This window comes from Amycolatopsis sp. NPDC049252, assembly GCF_043197175.1.
Taxonomy (GTDB): Bacteria; Actinomycetota; Actinomycetes; order Mycobacteriales; family Pseudonocardiaceae; genus Amycolatopsis.
On sequence record NZ_JBICSQ010000173.1, the window covers coordinates 1 to 4,398 of the forward strand.

Here is a 4,398-nt window from a genome sequence, read left to right on the forward strand (position 1 = left end):
GAGGCCGGGCTGCACCGGCTGCAGCACCGGGTGATCACCGTCGACGCCGACGGCGCCGACCTGGTGGGGGGCCCCCCCGGGGCGCCGCCCGGGCGGGGGGGGGGTTTTCACCGCGATTTGGCCACCGTGGGGGGGTTGTCCACCGGGTTGGAGCCCCCCACCCCCCAGCCGTCGTCGACGAGCCATTCGCGCACGCGGCCGTGGTGGGTGTCCACGGACTCAGCCCTTGTCGGTCGGGACCGAGACGGCGTCCGTCACGAAGACCAGCGTCTCGTTCGGCTCGATGCCGTTGCCGCCCTGGCCGTAGCCGAGGTCCGGCGGGATGATCAGCAGCCGGCGGGAGCCCTGCTTGATGCCGACCAGGCCCTGGTCCCAGCCCGGGATGACCTCGCCCGCGCCCAGGTTCAGCTTGAACGGCTCGCCGCGGTCGAAGGAGCTGTCCAGCTTCTGCTTGTTCGACCACGTCACCAGCGTGTAGTTCATCTGCAGCGCCTGCCCGGCCTTCGCCCCGTTGCCGGTGCCCTCGGACAGGTCCTTCGTGATCAGCTTCTTCGGCGGGTCGCAGTCGTCGGGGATGGTGATCGTCGGCGCCTCGCCGAACTTGCCCGTCGTCTTGACGTCGTCGGCCGTGCACTCGCGGCCCTTGCTCTGGGTCGCCGGCGCGGCGTTCGACGACGGAACCGGCGGACCCGCCGGCGCGGCCGTCTGCTGGGGCTGGGCGTCCTGGCCGCACGCGGCCAGGGACAGCGCCGCCGCGACGGCGACCACGATCTTCCCGATTTTCTGCATGCCGGGGAGACTAGCCAAGCACGGAGAGTGCCGGCACTTCGTCACCGGTCCGGACCACGCCGAGCCGCCGGGTCGCCCGCGTCAGGGCCACGTACAGGTCGTTGAGCCCGCGCGGCGAGCCCGCGACGACCTCGTCCGGCGCGACCAGCACCACCGAGTCGAACTCCAGGCCCTTGGACCGCTCGACCGTCAGCACGCTCAGCCGTTCGTCGAACGCGCCCAGCACGGCCGAAACCTCGTCGAACCGGCTCGCGGGCACCAGGACCGCGACCGTGCCACCGTCCACAGCGGACAGTTCGGCCGCCACCAGTCCGGGCAGCTCCGCCGACAGGTCGGCCGGGCGTACCGACCAGGGCGGGACACCCGTCTCCCGCACCGACGACGGCGCCGTCAGGCCTGCGTCGACCTCGGCCAGCACCCGCGCCGCGACCGCCATGATCTCGGCGGGCGTGCGGTAGTTGACGGTCAGCTGCTCGAGCCGCCACCGGTCCTCGACATACGGCGAGAGCACCTCGCCCCACGACCGCGCGCCACCCGCGGCGCCGGTCTGCGCGACGTCACCCACGAGGGTCATCGACCGGTTCGGCGAGCGCCGCATGAGCAGCCGCCAGTCCATCGCCGACAGCTCCTGCGCCTCGTCGACGATCACGTGCCCGAACGTCCAGGTCCGGTCCTGCGCCGCGCGCTGGGCGGCGGTCAGCTCGCTGCGCTCCACCTGGCGTTCGGCGAACAGCTCGGCGTCCAGGACGTCCGAGACGCGCAGCAGCTCCTCGTCGATGATCTCCTCGTCCTGCTCGAGGATGTCGAGCACGCCCTCGGCGTACGCGCGGTCCTCGCGCTCACGGCGTTTGCGCTCGACGCGGGCCTCGGTGTCGTCGACGCCGATCAGCTCGGCCAGCTCGTCGAGCAGCGGGACGTCGGCAGGCGTCCACTTCGCGTCGCGGCTGCTCTCCAGCAGCGCGCGGTCCGCCTCGGACAGGTGCTTCCGGGCGGCACTGCCGAGGCGTTCGCGGTCGGCGAACAGGTCGTCGAGCACGCCTTCCGGGGTCAGCACCGGCCACAGCTCGTCCAGCGCGGCGGCGACGTGCTCGTCGGCGGCCAGCTCGGCGCGGATGTCCTGGACGTCCTGGCTGTCGAGGAGGTCCTCCCCCAGCTTCCGCGCGGCCTGGCGGGTCAGGGCGTCGAGGACGTCGGAGACGAACAGGCGCCGCGCCGGGTTGTGCGGGCGCCGCGAGCGGCGGGCGCGGGTCCGGGCGTCGGTGCACGTCTTGCGGTCGAGCTTGAGGACGTCGTGCTCGTACTCGATCTCCAGCACCGGATCGGGGACGCGCTGGCGGTCGCGGACGGCGTCGGCCAGCACGTCGGCCATGACCAGCCGGCCCTTGACCTCCGCGGCCTCGCGCCGCTCGGTGCCGTCGGCGTCCAGGCCCGGGTAGAGCTGCCCGACGGTGGCGAGCAGCACGCCGGTCTCACCCAGCGACGGCAGGACCTGGCCGATGTAGCGCAGGAACGTGCTGTTGGGCCCGACGACGAGCACGCCGCGGGTCGTGAGCTGCTGGCGGTGGGTGTAGAGCAGGTAGGCGGCGCGGTGCAGCGCGACGGCGGTCTTGCCGGTGCCCGGTCCGCCCTGCACGACCATGACCCCGCCGAGCGGCGCGCGGATGATCCGGTCCTGCTCGGCCTGGATGGTCGCGACGATGTCGCTCATCTCACCCGTGCGGCGCTGCTCCAGGGCGGCAAGCAGCGCGGCTTCGCCGGCGAGCCCGAGGTCCTGCCCCTGGTCGGCGGCGGCGAGGTCGAGGATCTCGTCGTCGAAGCCGGTGACCTTGCGGGTCAGCGACCGCAGGTGCCGCCGCCGCCGTACCCCTTCGGGTGACGCGGCGGTGGCGAGGTAGAAGGGCCGCGCGACGGGCGCGCGCCAGTCGACCAGCAGCGGCTGGTAGTCGTCGTCCTCGTCGAACAGCCCGAGGCGGCCGATGTAGGTGGTCTCCTCGGTGCTGCCGGGCACGAAGTCGAGCCGCCCGAAGGCCAGCCCCTGCTCGACGGAGCCGAGCTGCGCGAGCCGGTCGGTGTAGAGGGTGGTGGCGACGTCGCGTTCGGTGCGGGCCTGCGGGGTGCCGCCGGTCAGCCGCAGCGTCTCGTCGAGGCGCCGCTGGGCATCGGCGCGTTCGGCGTCGAGCTTGGCGTAGAGGGTGGTGACGTACGCCTGCTCACGGGCGAGCTCGGCGGCGTGGTCGCGGGTTTCGTCCGGCGAGACGGACAAGAGCATCCTGCTTTCGCCTCAAGGAAAAGGGCCAGCCAAGTTTAACGGCGCCCACGGCGCGATCATTCCGGAGCGAGGTCAGGCGCCGGGAAGATCGCAGTAGGGGTAGACCTCGGTGCGGGCGTCGGCGGCGGTGGCGGGGACGCCGACGGGCGGGACGACCCAGGTCTCCCGTTCTCCTGGTGAGCAGGAGGGGCTCGGTGGGAACTGCCGCTCGCCGCCGAGATCGTTGCCGTGGACGTCGCGGAAGACGATCGGCAGATCGGCCGTGCCCTGGTCGCCCCCGACGATCCGGCCCGTGCGATCACGGAAGACCACGGCGGTGTCGCGGCTGGTCAGTGCCCGGCAGTTCGTGGACGTCTCGCGGTAGTGGACATCGACGCTGACCGGGTTGTCCGGATAGAAGCGCAGAGTACGGAGGTAGGTGGCGCCGACCGGCCCGAGGCCGCCCACGGCGGCGTGCGGCAGCCAGGCGTTCGGGCCCACGACGGTCTCGGCTCCGGCCACGGGGATTTCCCGCCGGTAGGCACCCGTTCCGGCACCGATCCGCCGGCCGGGCAGGAGGAGGGGAACCTCGACGCTCAGCTCGCCGGCGGTGAGTTCGGGAAGCTCGTGGTGCGCGGCGTCGAACAGCCGGAACCGCACCGGGATCCGGCGGGCGACGTCGGCGCTGGTGTTCTCCACGATGGCCCCGAGACTGACCAGACCCGACGGCCCCTGGCTGAATCCCTGTTCGACGACCTTGATCCCGCCCGGCGCGGACGCCGGTGTGCCCGCGGGGGCGTGGTCGGGAATGTCACAGCTGTCGTCCGAGGCGGATCCGCCGGTCCAGGGCAGCTTGCCACCCGCCGAGACGACGATGGCGGCGAGGACGACCACGGTGCCGAGCACCGCCAGCAGGCCCTTCTTGTTCATCCGCACAACCGTTTCCTCAAAGGTCGCAGTAGGGGTAGACCTCGGCGCCCGCCTCCAGCGACGCCGGAAGCTGGTGGTCCCCCGGCACGCAGGACACGCTCGCCGCGGGCAGCTGCTCAGCGCCGACGATCCGGCCGCCCGCGTCACGGTGGAGCACCGCTGCTCCCCGGCTCGTCAACGCGCGGCAGTTCGCCGAGTGGTAGCGGACGCCGCCCGGGACGACGGTGGCCGTCACCGGCGTGAAGCCGCCCAGGGACTCCGGGGACAGCCACGTGACCGGGCCGAGGACGCCGCCCGTGGCCACGCCGATCCGGGCGCCCGGGGTGAGCAGCGGCACCACCGTCGCCGGGCCGACCAGGATCCGGTAGGCGACCTGCGTGCTCGTGTTCTCCAGCACCGCCCCGGACGGCGTGCCCTGGTCGGTCACACGG

At 72.9% G+C, this 4,398-nt stretch carries 4 protein-coding genes; all 4 read right to left on the reverse strand.

From position 1 onward, the window contains the following. Positions 1-219 precede the first annotated feature (219 nt). Positions 220-789, reverse strand: coding sequence for an FKBP-type peptidyl-prolyl cis-trans isomerase (locus tag ACGFMK_RS48825; RefSeq protein WP_392778882.1), 570 nt, complete (start codon positions 787-789; stop codon positions 220-222). 10 nt (positions 790-799) lie between these two features. Further along, a complete protein-coding gene (locus ACGFMK_RS48830; RefSeq protein WP_392778885.1) occupies positions 800-3,058 on the reverse strand; it encodes a HelD family protein in 2,259 nt (752 codons plus the stop codon). 72 nt (positions 3,059-3,130) lie between these two features. After that, on the reverse strand, positions 3,131-3,967 hold the full coding sequence (locus tag ACGFMK_RS48835) for a hypothetical protein (RefSeq protein WP_392778888.1): 837 nt from the start codon (positions 3,965-3,967) through the stop codon (positions 3,131-3,133). Positions 3,968-3,983: 16 nt separating this feature from the next. Then, positions 3,984-4,398, reverse strand: a 415-nt coding sequence (locus ACGFMK_RS48840; RefSeq protein ID WP_392778890.1) for a hypothetical protein, incomplete at its 5' end; no start/stop codon positions are given.